The organism is Streptococcus sp. 3167 (assembly GCF_013277175.1).
Classification (GTDB): domain Bacteria; phylum Bacillota; class Bacilli; order Lactobacillales; family Streptococcaceae; genus Streptococcus; species Streptococcus pseudopneumoniae.
The window spans coordinates 37,928-55,527 of the sequence record NZ_VMML01000026.1 but is presented as its reverse complement, the minus strand read 5'-3'; the positions used below and the strand labels follow the sequence as shown (position 1 = coordinate 55,527).

Below are 17,600 nucleotides of genomic sequence, written 5' to 3'. Positions count from 1 at the left end.
TGATGAACAGGAAAGCGCTTTATTTTGTATACTAGTAAGTGTAAAGAGGGAACACCTCAAGATCTTTATCAGGAGGACAGCACATGTCACAAGAAAAATACATCATGGCCATTGACCAGGGAACTACAAGTTCTCGTGCCATCATTTTCAACAAAAAAGGGGAAAAGGTTAGCTCGAGTCAAAAAGAGTTTACCCAGATTTTCCCTCAGGCAGGTTGGGTAGAGCACAATGCCAATGAAATTTGGAATTCCGTCCAGTCTGTTATTGCTGGAGCTTTCATCGAAAGTGGTGTGAAACCAAGTCAGATTGAGGCAATCGGGATTACCAACCAACGTGAAACAACGGTCGTTTGGGATAAGAAAACAGGACTTCCTATCTACAATGCTATCGTTTGGCAATCACGTCAGACAGCTCCTCTGGCTGAACAGCTGAAAAGCCAAGGTTATGTGGAAAAATTCCATGAAAAGACTGGTTTGATTATTGATGCTTATTTCTCTGCTACCAAGGTTCGTTGGATTTTGGATCATGTAGAGGGCGCTCAAGAGCGAGCAGAAAAAGGGGAATTGCTCTTTGGTACTATCGATACTTGGTTGGTTTGGAAATTGACTGACGGTGCGACTCACGTGACTGACTACTCAAATGCAGCTCGTACCATGCTTTATAACATTAAAGAACTCAAATGGGATGATGAGATTTTGGAAATTCTCAACATTCCGAAGGCTATGCTGCCAGAAGTTCGTTCTAACTCTGAAATCTACGGTAAGACAGCGCCATTCCATTTCTACGGTGGACAAGTGCCAATTTCTGGTATGGCTGGGGACCAACAAGCAGCCCTCTTTGGACAGTTGGCCTTTGAACCTGGTATGGTCAAGAATACTTATGGAACAGGATCTTTCATCATCATGAATACTGGTGAAGAAATGCAGTTGTCTGAAAACAACCTCTTGACAACCATTGGTTACGGAATCAACGGTAAGGTTTATTATGCCTTGGAAGGTTCTATCTTCATCGCAGGAAGTGCTATTCAGTGGCTTCGTGATGGTCTTCGCATGGTTGAAAATTCACCAGAATCTGAAAAATATGCTCGTGATTCTCACAATGATGATGAAGTTTATGTCGTTCCAGCCTTTACAGGACTAGGAGCACCATACTGGAACCAAAATGCTCGCGGTTCTGTCTTTGGTTTGACTCGTGGAACAAGCAAAGAAGACTTTATCAAGGCAACTCTTCAATCAATTGCTTATCAAGTACGTGATATTATTGACACAATGCAGGTGGATGCTCAAACAGCTATTCAAGTATTGAAAGTGGATGGAGGTGCAGCCATGAATAACTTCCTCATGCAGTTCCAAGCTGATATTTTAGGCATTGACATTGCACGCGCTAAAAACTTGGAAACAACAGCTCTAGGAGCAGCCTTCCTAGCAGGTTTGTCAGTAGGTTACTGGAAAAACTTGGATGAGTTGAAACTTTTGAACGAGACAGGAGAACTCTTTGAACCATCGATGAACGAATCGCGCAAGGAACAACTCTACAAGGGCTGGAAGAAGGCTGTGAAAGCAACGCAAGTCTTTGCGGAAGTAGACGACTAATACTGGCAGAATAAAGCGATTTATTTAGAAGGTGTGTAAATATGGAATTTTCAAAGAAAACACGTGAATGGTCAATTAAAAAAATGCAGGAACGCACCCTGGATCTCTTGATTATCGGGGGAGGAATCACAGGGGCTGGTGTAGCCTTGCAGGCGGCAGCTAGCGGTCTTGAGACCGGTTTGATTGAAATGCAGGACTTCGCAGAAGGAACATCCAGCCGTTCAACAAAATTGGTTCACGGCGGTCTTCGCTACCTCAAACAATTCGACGTAGAAGTAGTATCAGATACGGTTTCAGAACGTGCAGTAGTACAACAAATTGCTCCACACATTCCAAAACCAGACCCAATGCTCTTACCAGTTTACGATGAAGATGGAGCGACCTTTAGCCTCTTCCGTCTTAAAGTAGCCATGGACTTGTACGACCTCTTGGCAGGTGTCAACAATACACCAGCTGCTAACAAGGTTTTGAGTAAGAATCAAGTCTTGGAACGCCAGCCAAACTTGAAGAAAGAAGGCTTGGTAGGAGGTGGAGTGTATCTTGACTTCCGTAACAACGATGCGCGTCTCGTGATTGAAAACATCAAACGTGCCAACCAAGACGGTGCCCTCATTGCCAACCACGTGAAGGCAGAAGGCTTCCTCTTTGACGAAAGTGGCAAGATTACAGGTGTTGTAGCTCGTGATCTCTTGACAGACCAAGTATTTGAAATCAAGGCCCGTCTGGTTATTAATACAACAGGTCCTTGGAGTGATAAAGTACGTAATTTGTCTAATAAGGGAACGCAATTCTCACAAATGCGCCCAACTAAGGGAGTTCACTTGGTAGTGGATTCAAGCAAAATCAAGGTTTCACAGCCAGTTTACTTTGACACAGGTTTGGGTGACGGTCGTATGGTCTTTGTTCTCCCACGTGAAAACAAGACCTACTTTGGTACAACTGATACAGACTATACAGGTGATTTGGAGCATCCAAAAGTAACTCAAGAAGATGTAGATTACCTACTTGGTATTGTCAACAACCGCTTCCCAGAAGCGAATATTACAGTTGCTGACATTGAAAGTAGCTGGGCAGGTCTTCGTCCATTGATTGCAGGGAACAGTGCCTCTGACTATAATGGTGGAAATAACGGTACCATCAGTGATGAAAGCTTTGACAACTTGATTGCGACTGTTGAATCTTATCTCTCCAAAGAAAAAACACGTGAAGATGTTGAGTCTGCTGTCAGCAAGCTTGAAAGTAGCACATCTGAGAAACATTTGGATCCATCTGCAGTTTCTCGTGGGTCTAGCTTGGACCGTGATGATAATGGTCTCTTGACTCTTGCTGGTGGTAAAATCACAGACTACCGTAAGATGGCTGAAGGAGCTATGGAGCGCGTGGTTGATATCCTCAAAGCAGAATTTGACCGTAGCTTTAAACTCATCAACTCGAAGACTTACCCTGTTTCAGGTGGAGAATTGAATCCAGCAAATGTGGACTCAGAAATCGAAGCCTTTGCGCAACTTGGAGTTTCACGTGGCTTGGATAGCAAGGAAGCCCATTACCTAGCAAATCTTTACGGTTCAAATGCACCGAAAGTCTTTGCCCTTGCTCACAGCTTGGAACAAGCGCCAGGACTCAGTTTGGCAGATACTTTGTCCCTTCACTATGCAATGCGCAACGAGTTGACTCTTAGCCCGGTTGACTTCCTTCTTCGTCGTACCAACCATATGCTCTTTATGCGTGATAGTTTGGACAGCATCGTTGAGCCAGTTTTGGATGAAATGGGACGATTCTATGACTGGACAGAAGAAGAAAAAGCAGCTTACCGTGCGGATGTCGAAGCAGCTCTTGCTAATAATGATTTAGCAGAATTAAAAAATTAAGAAAAAATAAAAGAGGTGGCGGGCAGGACTCCTAGTCTACCCTCTCCTTCTTTTTAATGGAGACAGAAAGATGATGAATGAATTATTTGGAGAATTTTTGGGGACTTTAATCCTGATTCTTCTAGGAAATGGTGTTGTTGCAGGTGTGGTTCTTCCAAAAACCAAGAGCAACAGCTCAGGTTGGATTGTGATTACTATGGGTTGGGGGATTGCAGTTGCGGTTGCAGTATTTGTATCTGGCAAGCTCAGTCCAGCTCATTTAAACCCAGCTGTGACGATTGGTGTGGCCTTGAAAGGTGGTTTGCCTTGGGCTTCCGTTTTCCCTTATATCCTAGCTCAGTTCGCAGGGGCTATGCTGGGTCAGATTCTGGTTTGGTTGCAATTCAAACCGCATTATGAGGCAGAAGAAAATGCAGGAAATATTTTGGCTACTTTCAGCACAGGACCAGCTATCAAAGATACTGTATCAAACTTGATTAGTGAAATCCTAGGAACTTTTGTATTGGTATTGACAATCTTTGCTTTGGGTCTTTACGATTTTCAGGCAGGTATCGGAACCTTTGCAGTGGGGACCTTGATTGTCGGTATCGGTCTATCATTAGGTGGGACAACAGGTTATGCCTTGAACCCTGCGCGTGACCTCGGTCCTCGTATCATGCACAGTATCCTTCCAATTTCAAACAAGGGAGACGGAGATTGGTCTTACGCTTGGATTCCTGTTGTGGGACCTGTTATTGGTGCAGCCTTGGCTGTGCTTGTATTCTCACTTTTCTAATTTAGAAAATAATTATTTTGATAGAGCTTGAGATGAAAATCTCAGGCTTTTTTCTTTTAAAATATTCATAGAAAAACCGCATAATCCTTAAAATAAACTGAAATCTATTGAAAATATATGGTAAACAATTGAAAAAATACTATATAAAGTGGTACAATGGTAGAAAAATAAGCTAGTAAGAATCACTCTTATTTTAGCGGAAAATTACAGAAATGAATGGTTTTTCTTGATGAAACAGAGAAAAGAATTGTACCTCTTTCTTGGTCGGACAGCCTTGTATTTTCTTATCTTTCTAGGGCTGCTTTACTTCTTTAGCTATCTTGGTCAGGGTCAAGGAAGCTTTATCTATAATGAATTTTAACTTGAAGGAGAATCCCTATTGTGTCAAATAAACCAATAGCAGATATGATTGAAACCATTGAGCATTTTGCTCAGACCCAGCCTAACTATCCTGTTTACAATGTTTGGGGGCAGGAACACACTTATGGAGATTTGAAGGCTGATTCGGATAGTTTGGCTGCAGCCATTGACCAACTAGGCTTGCCTGAGAAGTCTCCTGTGGTCGTTTTTGGTGGCCAAGAATATGAAATGTTGGCAACCTTTGTAGCGCTGACTAAGTCGGGGCATGCCTACATTCCAATTGATAGCCATTCGGCCTTGGAGAGAGTTTCAGCTATTTTAGAAGTAGCGGAGCCAAGTTTGATTATTGCCATTTCAGACTTTCCATTGGAGCAGGTTTCTACACCGATGATGAATCTAGCTCAGGTTCAAGAAGCCTTTGCTCAAGGGACTAGCTATGAGATCACGCATCCAGTCAAGGGCGATGATAACTACTACATCATCTTTACTTCTGGTACGACTGGTAAGCCAAAGGGAGTGCAGATTTCACATGATAACCTCCTCAGCTTTACCAACTGGATGATTACGGATAAGGAATTTGCGACGCCAAGTCGTCCGCAAATGCTGGCTCAGCCACCTTATTCTTTTGACTTGTCTGTCATGTACTGGGCACCGACCTTGGCACTTGGTGGTACGCTTTTCGCTCTTCCTTCAGCTATTACTCAGGACTTTAAGCAACTCTTTGCGACCATCTTTTCATTGCCAATCGCTATCTGGACATCAACCCCTTCTTTTGCGGATATGGCCATGTTGTCTGAAGACTTCAACAGTGAGAAAATGCCAGGTATTACGCATTTCTACTTTGATGGTGAAGAATTGACGGTTAAAACAGCTCAAAAACTACGCGAGCGTTTCCCAAATGCCCGTATTATCAATGCCTACGGTCCAACAGAAGCGACAGTGGCCCTGTCAGCAGTTGCCGTGACAGATGAGATGCTAGCGACTCTCAAACGTCTACCAATCGGCTATACCAAGGCTGATTCTCCAACCTTTATCATTGACGAGGAAGGAAATAAACTGCCAAATGGCGAACAGGGAGAAATCATTGTTTCTGGACCAGCCGTTTCAAAAGGTTATATGAACAATCCTGAAAAAACAGCGGAAGCCTTCTTTGAGTTTGAAGGTCTGCCAGCCTATCATACTGGAGATGTAGGAACCATGACAGATGAGGGCTTGCTTCTTTACGGCGGACGCATGGACTTCCAGATTAAGTTCAACGGTTACCGCATTGAGTTAGAAGATGTCTCTCAAAACCTCAACAAGTCTCGCTTTATCGAGTCTGCTGTCGCAGTACCGCGCTATAATAAGGACCACAAGGTGCAAAATCTATTGGCTTATGTCATCTTAAAAGATGGTGTGCGTGAGCAGTTTGAGCGTGATATCGATATTACCAAGGCCATCAAGGAAGATTTGACAGACATCATGATGTCCTACATGATGCCGTCTAAATTCCTTTATCAAGACAGTTTGCCACTGACTCCAAATGGAAAGATTGACATTAAAGGATTGATTAACGAGGTGAATAAGAGATGATGGAGTTCTTTCAACAGCTTCCTCATTTAGAGCCATACGGCAATCCTCAGTATTTTGTCTATGTGATTGCTGCAACCTTGCCCATCTTTATCGGCCTCTTTTTCAAGAAACGCTTTGCCTGGTATGAAGTGCTGGTTAGCCTCTTCTTTATCGTCACCATGTTGGTAGGTGGGAAGACCAATCAACTAGCTGCCTTGGGTATTTATCTGTGCTGGGAAATATTGCTCGTACTCTTCTACAAGCATTATCGAAAAAGTAAGGATGGCAAGTGGGTCTTCTACCTAGTTAGCTTTCTATCCCTCCTTCCGATTATCTTTGTCAAGGTGCAGCCGGCTATCAATGGAACGCAGTCTTTGCTTGGTTTTTTGGGAATTTCTTACCTGACCTTTCGTTCGGTTGGGATTATCATCGAGCTGAGAGATGGAGTGATTAAGGATTTTACCCTCTGGGAATTCCTTCGTTTCCTTCTCTTCATGCCGACTTTTTCAAGTGGCCCAATCGATCGCTTTAAGCGATTTAATGAAAATTATCAGGCCATTCCTGAGCGGGATGAGTTGATGGATATGCTGGATGAATCTGTTCGCTATATCATGTGGGGCTTTTTGTACAAGTTTATCCTAGCTCATGTTTTAGGAGAAACCTTGTTGCCTCCTTTGAAGAATCTAGCCTTGCAGTCAGGTGGCTTCTTTAACCTCTATGCCTTGGCAGTTATGTATACATTTGGTCTGGAACTCTTCTTTGACTTTGCAGGTTATTCTATGTTTGCCTTAGCCATTTCAAATTTGATGGGAATCCGTAGCCCTATCAACTTTAACAAACCATTTTTATCAAGGGATTTAAAGGAATTTTGGAATCGCTGGCATATGAGTCTCTCTTTCTGGTTCCGTGACTTTGTCTTTATGCGAATGGTGATGGTATTGACCAGAAAGAAGGTCTTTAAGAATCGCAATGTAACCTCAAGTGTGGCCTATATTGTAAATATGCTGATTATGGGATTTTGGCATGGTGTGACCTGGTACTACATCGCCTATGGACTCTTTCATGGACTGGGCTTGGTCATCAATGATGTCTGGGTTCGCAAGAAAAAAACGCTCAATAAGGAACGGAAAAAAGCAGGGAAGGCTGCCCTACCTGAGAATCGCTGGATTCAGTTGCTTGGCATGGTTGTCACCTTCCATGTCGTCATGCTGTCATTCTTAATCTTTTCTGGATTTTTGAATGATTTATGGTTTAAAAAATAAAAGGAAATAAAATATGGATATCAAATCAGAAGTTATCGAAATTATTGATGAGTTGTTTATGGAAGATGTTTCTGACATGATGGATGAAGATCTTTTTGATGCAGGTGTCTTGGATAGTATGGGAACGGTTGAGTTGATTGTGGAGATTGAGAACCGTTTTGACATTCGTGTCCCTGTGACAGAGTTTGGTCGTGATGACTGGAATACGGCTAATAAAATTATAGCTGGCATTGTGGAGCTACAAAATGCTTAAACGCTTATGGACGATCTTCGGACCGGTCTTGATAGCTGGTTTGTTGGTTTTTCTGCTCATTTTCTTTTATCCTACTGAGATGCGTCATAATCTAGGAGCTGAAAAGCGTTCAGCAGTGGCTACTACTATCGATAGTTTTAAGGAGCGAAGTCAAAAAGTCAGAGCACTATCTGATCCAAATATGCGTTTTGTTCCCTTCTTTGGCTCTAGTGAATGGCTTCGTTTTGACGGTGCTCATCCTGCGGTATTAGCTGAGAAATACAATCGCTCCTACCGTCCTTATCTTTTAGGACAGAGGGGAGCTGCATCGCTTAACCAGTATTTTGGAATGCAACAGATGTTGCCACAACTGGAGAATAAACAAGTTGTGTATGTTATCTCACCTCAGTGGTTCAGTAAAAATGGCTATGAGCCAGCAGCCTTCCAGCAGTATTTTAATGGAGACCAGTTGACCAGTTTTCTGGAACATCAATCTGGAGATCAGGCTAGCCAATATGCGGCGACTCGCTTACTACAGCAGTTTCCCAACGTAGCTATGAAGGATTTGGTTCAGAAGTTGGCAAGCAAAGAAGAATTGTCGACGGCAGACAATGAGACGATTGAATTATTGGCTCGGTTTAATGAACGCCAGGCTTCCTTTTTTGGACAGTTTTCAGTTAGAGGCTATGTTAATTATGGTAAGCATGTAGTTAAGTATTTAAAGACCTTGCCAGACCAGTTTTCTTATCAAGCAATAGAAGATGTTGTCAAATCAGATGCAGAAAAGAATACTTCCAATAATGATCTGGGAATGGAGAATGATTTCTATAATAAGCAGATTAAGAAGGATTTGAAGAAATTAAAGGATTCTCAGAAAAACTTCACCTATCTCAAGTCGCCAGAGTATAATGACCTGCAGTTAGTTTTAACCCAGTTTTCTAAATCCAAGGTAAACCCGATTTTTATCATTCCACCTGTTAATAAAAAATGGATGGATTATGCTGGTCTACGAGAGGATATGTACCAACAAACGGTGCAGAAGATTCGCTACCAGTTAGAGAGTCAAGGTTTTACCAATATAGCAGATTTTTCTAAGGATGGCGGGGATCCTTTCTTTATGAAGGATACCATCCACCTTGGTTGGTTGGGTTGGTTGGCTTTTGACAAGGCAGTTGATCCTTTCCTATCCAATCCCACACCAGCTCCGACTTACCATCTGAATGAGCGCTTTTTCAGCAAAGACTGGGCGACATACGATGGAGATGTCAAAGAATTTCAATAGATCATAATATAGAAGAGTTCAAGAATGAAGACGATTTTTACGTTTTTTCTTGACTCTTTTTTTGCTTGTGATATAATTAACTGGTAAACAAAATTCCACAGAATAGTATTTTTCTCTTAAAAAAGAGAAGTCCAAAAGGAAAGGAGTCAGATATGAGACAGCTAGCGAAGGATATCGATACCTTTTTGAATGAGGTGATTTTACAGGCAGAAAATCAGCATGAAATTTTAATAGGTCATTGCACTAGTGAGGTGGCTCTGACCAATACTCAGGAGCATATCCTCATGCTCTTGTCGGAGGAATCTTTAACAAATTCAGAATTGGCCCGTCGCCTCAATGTCAGTCAGGCGGCAGTTACCAAGGCCATTAAGTCTTTGGTCAAGGAAGGAATGTTGGAAACATCTAAAGATCCTAAGGATGCGCGTGTGATTTTTTATCAATTGACTGATTTGGCTCGTCCAATCGCTGAGGAGCACCATCATCACCATGAGCATACACTTTTAACCTATGAACAAGTGGCGACTCAGTTTACTCCAAATGAACAAAAAGTAATCCAGCGGTTTTTGACTGCTTTAGTAGGAGAAATCAAATAATGAGATACATTACGGTAGAGGATTTATCCTTCTATTATGATAAGGAGCCCGTTCTTGAACATATCAATTATAGTGTTGATAGTGGGGAATTTGTTACCTTGACTGGGGAAAATGGGGCAGCTAAGACGACACTGATCAAGGCCAGTCTTGGAATTCTCCAACCACGCATTGGTAGGGTGACCATTTCAAAGACAAATACGCAGGGTAAGAAATTGAGAATAGCTTACCTTCCTCAACAGATTGCCAGTTTTAATGCAGGTTTTCCAAGTACGGTTTATGAATTTGTCAAGTCGGGTCGCTATCCGCGAAAAGGCTGGTTCCGTCGCTTGAATGCTCATGATGAGGAGCATATCAAGGCTAGTCTGGACTCAGTTGGTATGTGGGAACACCGAGACAAACGCTTGGGATCTCTATCTGGGGGACAGAAGCAGCGAGCGGTGATTGCGCGTATGTTTGCTTCGGATCCAGATGTGTTTATCCTAGATGAGCCGACAACGGGGATGGATGCAGGAAGTAAAAACGAATTTTACGAACTCATGCACCACAGCGCCCATCATCATGGCAAGGCTGTTTTGATGATTACCCATGACCCTGAAGAAGTTAAGGACTATGCGGACCGCAATATTCATCTAGTCCGTAACCAAGACTCGCCATGGCGTTGTTTCAACGTTCATGAGAATGATCAGGAGGTGGGCCATGCTTAGTTTATTATCTTATGACTTTATGCAACGCGCCTTTCTAGCAGTTATTGCCATGAGTCTTTTCTCGCCGGTATTAGGAACCTTCCTTATCTTGCGTCGTCAGAGTTTGATGAGTGATACCCTCAGCCACGTCTCTCTTTCAGGTGTAGCCTTTGGGTTGGTTTTGGGGATTTCTCCGACTATTTCAACTATTGCTATTGTCTTGATTGCGGCGGCCTTTCTGGAGTATCTCCGTACGGTTTACAAGAGCTTTATGGAAATCGGGACAGCTATCCTCATGTCGACAGGTTTGGCTGTTTCTCTGATTGTCATGAGCAAGGGCAAAAGCTCCAGTTCTATGAGTTTGGACCAGTATCTTTTTGGTTCGATTGTGACTATTAGTGAGGAGCAGGTCATTTCCCTCTTTGTCATTGCGGCGGTTGTTTTGATCTTGACCTTCCTCTTCCTTCGTCCGATGTATATCTTGACCTTTGATGAGGATACGGCCTTTGTGGATGGCTTGCCAGTTCGTACCATGTCCATTCTTTTTAACATGGTGACGGGGGTGGCCATTGCCCTTATGATTCCTGCTGCGGGAGCTCTTCTGGTATCGACCATTATGATCTTGCCAGCTAGTATTGCCCTGCGTCTGGGGAAAAACTTTAAATCGGTTATGCTGCTTGCCAGTGCGATTGGATTTTTGGGAATGGTAGCAGGACTTTACATTTCCTACTATGCAGAAACACCTGCAAGTGCAAGTATTACTATTATTTTTGTAACTGTTTTCTTGCTCATTAGTTTAGTAAGACGTTTTATCAAATAGGAGACTAAGATGAAAAAAATTAGCTTATTACTAGCCAGTCTATGTGCCTTGTTTTTAGTGGCTTGTTCCAATCAAAAACAGGCAGATGGCAAACTCAATATCGTGACAACCTTTTACCCTGTCTATGAATTTACCAAGCAAGTCGCAGGAGATACTGCTAATGTAGAACTCCTCATCGGTGCCGGTACAGAACCCCATGAATATGAACCGTCTGCCAAGGCAGTTGCCAAAATCCAAGATGCAGATACCTTCGTTTATGAAAATGAAAACATGGAAACTTGGGTTCCTAAATTGCTAGATACTTTGGATAAGAAAAAAGTGAAAACCATCAAGGCGACAGGTGATATGTTGCTTTTGCCAGGTGGTGAGGAAGAAGAGGGAGACCATGACCATGGCGAAGAAGGCCATCACCATGAGTTCGATCCCCATGTTTGGTTATCACCAGTTCGTGCCATTAAACTTGTAGAGCACATCCGTGATAGCTTGTCAGCAGATTATCCTGATAAAAAAGAGACCTTTGAAAAGAATGCTGCTGCCTATATCGAAAAATTACAAGCCTTGGATAAGGCTTATGCAGAAGGTTTGTCTCAAGCCAAACAAAAGAGCTTTGTGACTCAGCACGCAGCCTTTAACTACCTTGCTTTGGACTATGGACTCAAACAAGTCGCAATCTCAGGTCTCTCTCCAGATGCAGAGCCATCAGCTGCACGTCTGGCAGAATTGACAGAGTACGTCAAGAAAAATAAAATTGCCTATATCTACTTTGAAGAAAATGCTTCACAAGCCCTTGCTAACACACTTTCAAAAGAGGCAGGTGTCAAAACAGATGTTCTCAATCCTTTAGAAAGTCTGACAGAAGAGGATACCAAGGCTGGCGAAAACTACATTTCCGTTATGGAGAAAAACCTCAAGGCTTTGAAACAAACAACAGACCAAGAAGGTCCAGCAATCGAGCCTGAAAAAGCAGAGGATACCAAGACAGTTCAAAATGGTTACTTTGAGGATGCCGATGTCAAGGATCGTACCTTGAGTGACTATGCAGGTAATTGGCAATCAGTTTATCCTTTCCTTGAAGATGGCACGTTTGACCAAGTCTTTGACTACAAGGCTAAGTTGACTGGTAAGATGACCCAGGCTGAGTACAAGGCTTACTATACAAAAGGCTATCAGACAGATGTCACTAAGATTAACATTACTGATAACACTATGGAATTTATTCAAGGTGGACAAAGCAAGAAATATACTTATAAGTATGTTGGTAAGAAAATCTTAACTTACAAGAAAGGTAATCGTGGTGTGCGCTTCCTCTTTGAAGCGACAGATGCGGACGCTGGACAATTCAAGTATGTTCAGTTTAGTGACCACAATATCGCCCCAGTTAAGGCAGAACATTTCCATATCTTCTTTGGAGGCACAAGCCAAGAAGCCCTCTTTGAAGAAATGGACAACTGGCCAACCTACTATCCAGATAACCTATCTGGCCAAGAAATCGCCCAAGAAATGTTGGCACATTGATTAGAAACCGACTAGTTCATAGGAGCTAGTTGGTTTTTTGATACTAGATGGCTAACTTCATTATAGACCTTTCCAGAACTTTAAAAAATAAATAAAACTCTTGAAATATCTGGATCTGTATGTTAGAATAATTTTATCGGATAAGGTTCATTAGAACACCAAAGCCCCTAACTACTGCCATAGTTAAGGGGTGTTTTGGTATATTCTACAGGAATAGAAAAAGACCCTCTAAACTTTGTAGAGAGCCTTAAAAAATCAAAATAAAAAGATACCCCCCAGCACATAGGAATGCTCAACCTTTCAGTCTACCCCATTCTGGGACCCAGCGTTTATCCTTCACAAGTTATCTTATTGAGTCCATTATATCACACTTATGGAAAATGTAAGAAATTTGTATAGTATTTTTAAATGAATTGATGAAAAATCAAATACCTTTCAGAACTAAGGAACTTTAAATAATAAATAAAACTCTTGAAATATCTGGGCCTGTATGTTAGAATAATTTTATCGGATAAGGTTCATTAGAACACCAAAGCCCCTAACTAGTGCGATAGTTAAGGGGTGTTTTGGTATATTCTACAGGAATATATAATCCTAGTTTTCTAATTTGCTCTTTGATTTTTGTTGAGTATAAACATTTTAACAAAAAAGTTAGTCTTTAATAAAAGAAGCGATATAGTGATATTAGAAATTCTCTTGTAATTCTGATATGTCTGCGTATTTTTCGTAAGTTACCTGTTTAGTAATCAGATGTCAGTTAAGGGCTTGATGTTTTATAAAAGAAAATTATGGAGGAAGGGAAATCCGACTTTATAAACTAAACTGTAAAAACAGCAAATTTGACAAATGAATAAGAAAAAAATAAAAAGCAACTGTTTTTATTAAAAAGATTGCTTAATAGTTAGATTGGAGGGAAGAAAAATATGAAAAATTTAAGTCAACGACTTGTTGATAAAAGTGTTGAGGCCTTTATTATGGGGCTGGAAATTTACAACAAGCCTACAATCAAATATCGTATTGAAGGATTCAGTTTTTTCATATGTAATGCTTGGGAGTTGATGTTGAAGTCTGAAATGCTAAATAGAAATCTATCAATCTATTTTAAGGATAATCCAGATAGAACTCTCAGCCTTGAAAATGTTATCAAGAAAATTTATTCCGATGATAGTACACGAATTCGACTAAATCTGGAGCGTATTATTGAGCTTAGAAATATCAGCACACATTATATTACAGAGGATTACGAACTAAAGTACGCTCCACTATTTCAAGCGTGTGTACTTAACTATGTCAATGAACTTCAGAGATTTCATGGTAGAGACATCACTGAGACCATTGCACAAAATTTCCTAACTATATCAGCAAGTTATGAGCCTCTGACAAATGAACAAATCAGACTAAAATACCCAGCGGAAATTGCAGAAAAGTTTATTCAGCAAGCAAATGCTATAGATGTTCTTGTTTCTGAGTATAATTCAGATAAATTTGCAATCGGTGTAAAACAAAACCTATACATCACAAAGAAAAAGTCTGAAGCTGACTTCGTTGTCTCAATTGCAAATCAATCTCCCTCTCAAGTAGCAATAGTAAAAGATTTAAAAGATCCATCAGAGACTCACAAATATTCATACGGGAATATCATCTCAGTTGTAAATGATCGATTAAACAAGAAGAATATCAAATTAAATTATAAATCTGGTTTCAATCAATATGTTCTAACCTTAATCATTGATTTCTATTCAATAAAAACTGACGAGAAATTTGCATATTACCATAAAATAGGTAAGTCTGAGCACTATACCTATTCACAGCAATTTGTTGACTTTATCATTACAGAAATAGAAAAAGACCCTCTAAACTTTGTAGAGAGCCTTAAAAAATCAAAATAAAAAGATAACCCCAGGCACATAGGAATGCTCAACCTTTCAGTCTACCCCATTCTGGGACCCAGCGTTTATCCTTCACAAGTTATCTTATTGAGTTCATTATATCACACTTATGGAAAATGTAAAGAAATTTGTATAGTATTTTTAAATGAATTGATGAAAAATCAAATACCTTTCAGAGCTAAGGAACTTTAAATAATAAATAAAACTCTTGAAATATTTGGGCTTATATGCTAGAATGTAGTTAGTGTATAAGGTTCATTAGAACACCAAAGCCCCTAACTACTGCCATAGTTAAGGGCTTTTTTGACGTATCTTAGCGATTTAACGGGTGTTTATAGGCTAGTCATTCGGTCTACTTCTTACCATCTAGCCATTTGCAGACGAAATACAAGATAATTCCAGCTATAACATCCGCTATAATAGTAAGAGCAAGCTCTGGTATAAGGTTCATTAGTTTCACCTCCTCTCACGAACCCATAGGAACGTAATCGGTAACCGATGACAAAAGTATTATACCACACTAAATTTAGATCATCAAGGTCACTTAATGCTTGAACTATTGTAGATTATATGCTAAAATGTAGTTAGTTGATAAGGTTCATTAGAACACCAAAGCCCTTAACTATTGCCGTAGTTAAGGGCTTTTTTGACGTATCTTAGCGATTTAACGGGTGTTGATAGGCTAGTCACTCGGTCTACCCCTTACTATCTAGCCATCTGCAGACGAAATACAAGATAATTCCAGCTATAACATCCGCTATAATAGTAAGAGCGAGCTCTATGATAAGGCTCATTAGTTTCACCTCCTCTCACGAACCCATAGGAACGTAATCGGTAACCGATGACAAAAATAGTATACCACAATAAATTTATATCATCAAGGTCACTTAATGCTTGAAATATAGGGTCTAGGCGACAAAGTCTTTAAAATCAGAAAAACGTATAGTATCAGATGTATAAAAGCTTGATGTTATATCAATTAAAAAAGTGGATAGGAAAGTTTTCTGATTATCAGAATTCCTTCCTATCCACTTTTTGAAGATTGTAAGTTAACCTTAGTTTATATAGAATCAGCTTATTTGTTTTATTTATTAAAACCTTGCAAAGCCTTTTGGCGTTCTTCCACTTGACCTTTAGCATCCAATTTATTGCCAGCGTAGACAGCTGTTTCCCATGATCCGTACATTGGATTTGGGAAGATGATGAATTTTTCACCGAATTCTTTTTGCAATTCTTCAAGTTGTTTATCACGGTCAGATTCAGAAATCTTCGAAAAATCTGCAAAGTCTACGAGGTTATCACCAAATAGTAATACTAGATTAGTTTTCTCTTGAACTGCTTGGCGACGCCCTTCTTTGGATTTTACACCACTTTCTAAGAGCATGAGGTGATCACGCCCTTGTACAGGGATTCCTTCGTTTTCTAGATTTTTAATCGTAGCATCTATTTGATTAACTGAGCGGTCAGAAATATAGTAAATTTGGATGCCGTTTTGATTGGCAAATTGAAGAAACGTCTTGGCTCCTGGGACGGCTTTTGCTGCAGCTTTTTGAACCCAAATATCCCAATTTTCAGGTGTGAATGCTGTTCCGTCTTTGATATTTTGAACTTGATAAGGACTATTATCTAAGACTGTTTCATCTAAGTCCAAAATGATTGAATAAGGCTTGTCTGATTCTGTTTTCAGTAATTCCTTTAGACGATCTGTGGCAACATTATAACCTTGTAGATACAAGGCTTTGGTTTCAGCTGATTTTTGATACCAAAGGGTTGACATAGTATTTTCTCTTGACCGTAGTTGGTCATATGTCATTGTAATCTGATTATCAGATGAGCTCTTATTGCTTGTCTGTGTTTCTGTAGACTTTGTTGCACAACTAGATAATAAGACGACAGATGCAAGTGCAGAAAGGATTGTAACAGTAGTTTTTGCTGATTTCATGAAATATCTCCTATTCATTAATTTCATAAATAGTATAGCACGAGAGAAAAGTTAAGGCAAGTCATTCTCTGACTATGGATGAAGATTCTATAGAAGTTAATGCAGTGAAAAAAAGAGATTACTAACTTGAAATGCAGTTTCACCTCTAATTATTGACATTTCAGGAAAAATCGCAGTAAAAACGGCACAGCCTTCTTTAAATGTGATATAATACTAGAAAAATACTTGTGGAGGTTCCATTATGGCAATATTTTTCATGATTTTTCTGATTGTTTGTGTGCTCCTATTGGTGATAGTCACACTGAGTACAGTTTATGTGGTTCATCAGCAGTCGGTGGCGATTATTGAACGCTTTGGGAAATACCAAAAGGTTTCCAACAGCGGTATTCATATTCGCTTGCCTTTTGGGATTGACTCGATTGCAGCACGCATTCAGTTGCGCTTGCTGCAAAGTGATATTGTGGTTGAGACCAAGACCAAGGACAATGTGTTCGTGATGATGAATGTAGCGACTCAGTACCGTGTCAATGAGCAGAGCGTGACAGATGCCTACTATAAACTCATGCGTCCAGAATCTCAGATTAAATCTTATATCGAAGATGCTCTTCGCTCTTCTGTTCCCAAATTAACCTTGGACGAATTGTTTGAGAAAAAAGATGAGATTGCCCTTGAAGTTCAACACCAAGTAGCAGAAGAAATGACCACTTACGGCTACATTATCGTGAAAACCTTGATTACTAAGGTGGAGCCAGATGCAGAAGTTAAGCAATCCATGAATGAAATCAATGCGGCGCAACGCAAACGGGTCGCAGCGCAAGAATTGGCAGAAGCCGATAAGATTAAAATTGTCACTGCAGCTGAAGCCGAAGCAGAAAAAGACCGCCTTCATGGTGTGGGGATTGCCCAACAACGTAAGGCGATTGTGGATGGATTGGCAGAATCTATCACCGAACTCAAGGAAGCCAATGTTGGCATGACAGAAGAACAAATCATGTCCATCCTTTTGACCAACCAGTATTTGGATACCTTGAACACCTTTGCCTCTAAAGGAAATCAAACCATCTTTTTACCAAATACTCCAAATGGTGTGGATGATATCCGTACACAAATCTTGTCAGCTCTTCGCGCTGAGAAGAAATAATAGACTAAAGAGCTTGGCAACAGGCTCTTTTTGCATTGCGTTTATTAAGAAAAACAAAAAATATTGATATACATTTATACTCAATGAAAATCAAA

15 protein-coding genes are annotated in these 17,600 nt (G+C 40.5%); 14 read left to right on the top strand and 1 reads right to left on the bottom strand.

All coding sequences use genetic code 11. The features are described 5' to 3' along the window. Positions 1 to 83: 83 nt before the first annotated feature. From glpK to HT678_RS04515, 13 genes are all read left to right on the top strand, one after another. Positions 84 to 1,592, top strand: coding sequence for a glycerol kinase GlpK (gene glpK, locus HT678_RS04575; RefSeq protein WP_000076800.1), 1,509 nt, complete (start codon positions 84 to 86; stop codon positions 1,590 to 1,592). A gap of 41 nt (positions 1,593 to 1,633) precedes the next feature. After that, positions 1,634 to 3,460: a type 1 glycerol-3-phosphate oxidase gene (gene glpO, locus HT678_RS04570; RefSeq protein WP_101514806.1), complete on the top strand. Its 1,827-nt coding sequence runs from the start codon at positions 1,634 to 1,636 to the stop codon at positions 3,458 to 3,460. 70 nt (positions 3,461 to 3,530) lie between these two features. Further along, a complete protein-coding gene (locus HT678_RS04565) occupies positions 3,531 to 4,235 on the top strand; it encodes an MIP/aquaporin family protein (RefSeq protein ID WP_000980823.1) in 705 nt (234 codons plus the stop codon). A gap of 229 nt (positions 4,236 to 4,464) precedes the next feature. Further along, a complete protein-coding gene (locus tag HT678_RS04560) occupies positions 4,465 to 4,596 on the top strand; it encodes a teichoic acid D-Ala incorporation-associated protein DltX (RefSeq protein WP_000813667.1) in 132 nt (43 codons plus the stop codon). Between the two features lie 20 nt (positions 4,597 to 4,616). Continuing rightward, positions 4,617 to 6,167 carry a D-alanine--poly(phosphoribitol) ligase subunit DltA gene (gene dltA, locus HT678_RS04555; protein ID WP_084675142.1) on the top strand — a complete coding sequence of 517 codons (1,551 nt, stop codon included), beginning with the start codon at positions 4,617 to 4,619 and terminating at the stop codon, positions 6,165 to 6,167. Further along, positions 6,164 to 7,408, top strand: a complete 1,245-nt coding sequence (gene dltB, locus HT678_RS04550) for a D-alanyl-lipoteichoic acid biosynthesis protein DltB (RefSeq protein ID WP_079253018.1) — start codon at positions 6,164 to 6,166, stop codon at positions 7,406 to 7,408. Before dltA ends, dltB begins: the two co-directional genes overlap by 4 nt. A 13-nt stretch (positions 7,409 to 7,421) precedes the next feature. Beyond that, positions 7,422 to 7,661, top strand: coding sequence for a D-alanine--poly(phosphoribitol) ligase subunit DltC (dltC, locus tag HT678_RS04545; RefSeq protein ID WP_000351967.1), 240 nt, complete (start codon positions 7,422 to 7,424; stop codon positions 7,659 to 7,661). Further along, entirely contained in the window at positions 7,654 to 8,922 is a 1,269-nt protein-coding gene (dltD, locus tag HT678_RS04540) for a D-alanyl-lipoteichoic acid biosynthesis protein DltD (RefSeq protein WP_079253019.1), read from the top strand. The genes dltC and dltD overlap by 8 nt, the downstream gene beginning before the upstream one ends. A gap of 152 nt (positions 8,923 to 9,074) precedes the next feature. Continuing rightward, positions 9,075 to 9,515 (top strand): zinc-dependent transcriptional regulator AdcR, encoded by a 441-nt coding sequence (gene adcR / locus HT678_RS04535; RefSeq protein ID WP_079253020.1) that lies wholly within the window; start codon positions 9,075 to 9,077, stop codon positions 9,513 to 9,515. Then, on the top strand, positions 9,515 to 10,219 hold the full coding sequence (locus tag HT678_RS04530; protein ID WP_023941156.1) for a metal ABC transporter ATP-binding protein: 705 nt from the start codon (positions 9,515 to 9,517) through the stop codon (positions 10,217 to 10,219). The genes adcR and HT678_RS04530 overlap by 1 nt, the downstream gene beginning before the upstream one ends. Then, positions 10,212 to 11,018, top strand: coding sequence for a metal ABC transporter permease (locus tag HT678_RS04525; RefSeq protein ID WP_079253021.1), 807 nt, complete (start codon positions 10,212 to 10,214; stop codon positions 11,016 to 11,018). The genes HT678_RS04530 and HT678_RS04525 overlap by 8 nt, the downstream gene beginning before the upstream one ends. 9 nt (positions 11,019 to 11,027) lie before the next feature. Continuing rightward, positions 11,028 to 12,533, top strand: coding sequence for a zinc ABC transporter substrate-binding lipoprotein AdcA (gene adcA / locus HT678_RS04520; RefSeq protein WP_050971529.1), 1,506 nt, complete (start codon positions 11,028 to 11,030; stop codon positions 12,531 to 12,533). Positions 12,534 to 13,456: 923 nt separating this feature from the next. Then, entirely contained in the window at positions 13,457 to 14,422 is a 966-nt protein-coding gene (locus tag HT678_RS04515) for a DUF3644 domain-containing protein (RefSeq protein WP_000793784.1), read from the top strand. Positions 14,423 to 15,506: 1,084 nt separating this feature from the next. Here HT678_RS04515 and HT678_RS04510 read toward each other — a convergent pair. Beyond that, entirely contained in the window at positions 15,507 to 16,364 is an 858-nt protein-coding gene (locus HT678_RS04510; RefSeq protein WP_000833516.1) for a 5'-nucleotidase, lipoprotein e(P4) family, read from the bottom strand. A 241-nt stretch (positions 16,365 to 16,605) separates the two neighbouring features. Here HT678_RS04510 and HT678_RS04505 point away from each other — a divergent pair, with 241 nt between their 5' ends. Further along, positions 16,606 to 17,505 (top strand): SPFH domain-containing protein, encoded by a 900-nt coding sequence (locus HT678_RS04505; protein ID WP_345890408.1) that lies wholly within the window; start codon positions 16,606 to 16,608, stop codon positions 17,503 to 17,505. Positions 17,506 to 17,600: the final 95 nt, after the last annotated feature.